This is a genomic window from Romboutsia sp. (genome assembly GCF_035470145.1).
GTDB lineage: Bacteria > Bacillota > Clostridia > Peptostreptococcales > Peptostreptococcaceae > Romboutsia_D.
The window spans coordinates 1-2527 of sequence record NZ_DATIRC010000006.1 but is presented as its reverse complement, the minus strand read 5'-3'; the positions used below and the strand labels follow the sequence as shown (position 1 = coordinate 2527).

General features: G+C 32.6%; 2 protein-coding genes and 1 pseudogene. All 3 read left to right on the top strand.

The features are described 5' to 3' along the window. Positions 1-3 precede the first annotated feature (3 nt). Entirely contained in the window at positions 4-846 is an 843-nt protein-coding gene (locus tag VLM92_RS00165) for a 3-hydroxybutyryl-CoA dehydrogenase (RefSeq protein WP_325274335.1), read from the top strand. A gap of 46 nt (positions 847-892) precedes the next feature. Then, on the top strand, positions 893-2017 hold the full coding sequence (locus VLM92_RS00160; RefSeq protein ID WP_325274334.1) for an acyl-CoA dehydrogenase: 1125 nt from the start codon (positions 893-895) through the stop codon (positions 2015-2017). A 21-nt stretch (positions 2018-2038) separates the two neighbouring features. Continuing rightward, positions 2039-2527: pseudogene (locus tag VLM92_RS00155) on the top strand (electron transfer flavoprotein subunit beta/FixA family protein); the annotation flags it as partial.

Here is a 2527-nt window from a genome sequence, read left to right as displayed (position 1 = left end):
TTTATGAAGATAATGGTAATAGGTAGCGGTACTATGGGAAGTGGTATTGCACAGGCGCTTATATGCAGTGGACATGAAGTAATACTTAGAGGCACAAGTGATGAAAACCTAGAAAAAGGAGTTATATCAATAAGTAAAAGTCTAGAAAAAATGGTAGCAAAAGGAAAAGTAAAAGAGCAAGAAAAAAATGAAACATTAAAAAGACTTTCTGCAACGATAGATTTAAAAGAAGCAATGGATTGCGATTTAGTAATAGAAGCAATCGTTGAAAATATAGATATTAAAAAGAAATTATTTAAAGAATTAGACCAAATATGTAAAAAACAAACAATATTAGCTACAAATACATCTTCTTTATCAATAACAGACATATCTTTAAGCACAAATAGACCAGATCAGGTAATCGGAATGCATTTTTTCAACCCAGCACCAGTTATGAAATTAATAGAAGTAATTGATGGGATGCTAACATCAAAAGAAACTCATGATACAATTTTCAATTTAGTAACAGATCTTAATAAAACTCCAGTAAGTGTTAATGAAGCACCTGGATTTATAGTTAATAGAATATTAGTTCCTATGATAAATGAAGCTGTAGGAATACTTGCAGAAAATATTGCAAGTGTAGAAGACATAGATAATGCAATGAAGTTAGGTGCTAATCATCCAATAGGACCACTAGCATTAGGAGATCTTATAGGACTAGATGTTTGCTTAAATATAATGGAAGTACTTTATAGTGAATTTGGAGATTCAAAATATAGACCACATCCATTACTTAGAAAAATGGTTAGAGGTGGACTTTTAGGTAGAAAAACTAAAAAAGGATTCTATGATTATAAATAATTAATCAGTTACTTAAATATAAAGTTTATTAAGGAGGGAGATATTTATGGATAAATATGAATTATTAAAACAAATGTATAGAGAGTTTACTATAAATGAAGTGGCTCCTATTGCTCATGAAATAGATGAAGAAGAAAAATTCCCATATGAAACTGTTGATAAGATGGCGGAGTGTGGTATGCTTGGGATTCCTTTCCCTAAGGAGTATGGTGGAGAAGGTGGAGATTATCTAGGTTATACATTAGCAGTTGAAGAACTTTCTAAAGCATGTGGTACTACTGGTGTAATAGTATCTGCTCATACCTCACTAGGAGCAGCTCCTATATATGAATTTGGTACTAAGGAGCAAAAAGAAAAGTACTTAGTTCCACTTGCAAAAGGTGAAAAATTAGGTGCTTTTGGTTTAACTGAACCTAATGCAGGAACAGATGCATCAGCACAACAAACTACAGCTGTTTTAGAAGATGATTATTACATATTAAATGGAAGTAAAATATTTATAACTAATGCAGGTCCTGCTGATATTTATGTAGTTATGGCTATGACTGATAAATCTAAGGGGACTCGTGGAATATCAGCTTTCATAGTTGAAAAAGATACACCTGGATTTAGTATAGGTAAAAAAGAAAAGAAATTGGGTATAAGAGGTTCTGCAACATGTGAACTTATATTTGAAAATTGCAAGATACCTAAAGAAAACTTACTTGGTAAAGTAGGTCAAGGATTTAAGATAGCTATGAAAACTTTAGATGGTGGACGTATAGGTATAGCTGCACAAGCACTAGGTATAGCACAAGGAGCGCTAGATTCTACTGTTAGCTATGTTAAGGAAAGAAAACAATTTGGAAGAAGTTTATCAGCTTTTCAAAATACTCAATTTGAACTTGCAAATATGAGAACAAAAGTAGAAGCAGCAAGACTTTTAGTATATAAAGCAGCAACTAAAAAAGATGAAGGTAAGCCTTTCTCTGTAGAAGCAGCTATGGCAAAGCTTTATGCATCAGAAGTTGCTATGGAAGTTACTACTAAAGCTGTTCAACTTCATGGTGGATACGGATACACTCGTGAATATGATGTTGAAAGAATGATGAGAGATGCAAAGATAACTGAAATATATGAAGGAACATCAGAAGTACAAAGAATGGTTATAAGTGCAGATTTACTTAAATAGTTTGAGGGGAGGAGATAAGGTATGAATATTTTAGTTTGTATAAAACAAGTTCCAGATACTACAGAGGTTAAGTTAGACCCTAAAACTGGTACTTTAATAAGAGATGGTGTGCCAAGTATTATAAATCCAGATGATAAGGCAGGATTAGAGGAAGCTTTAAATTTAAAAGATAAATTAGATGCAAAGGTTACTGTTTTAACTATGGGACCACCTCAAGCTAAAAATGCTTTAAGAGAAGCTTTAGCTATGGGTGCGGATAAAGCAATACTTCTTACAGATAGAGCTTTTGCAGGGGCTGATACTTTAGCTACTTCTTCTACTATTGCAGGGGCTATTAAAAAATTAGACTATGATTTAATAATAGCAGGAAGACAGGCAATAGATGGTGATACTGCACAAGTTGGTCCTCAAATAGCAAATCACCTTGATATACCTTCTATAACTTATGTTGAAAAATTAGAAGTAAAAGATGATTGTGTGATTGTAAATAGAGCTTTTGAAGATGGTTAT

Coding starts and splice junctions, on each gene's coding strand:
- VLM92_RS00165 (WP_325274335.1), top strand. CDS start 4: ATGAAGATAATGGTAATAGGTAGCGGTACTATGGGAAGTGGTATTGCA.
- VLM92_RS00160 (WP_325274334.1), top strand. CDS start 893: ATGGATAAATATGAATTATTAAAACAAATGTATAGAGAGTTTACTATA.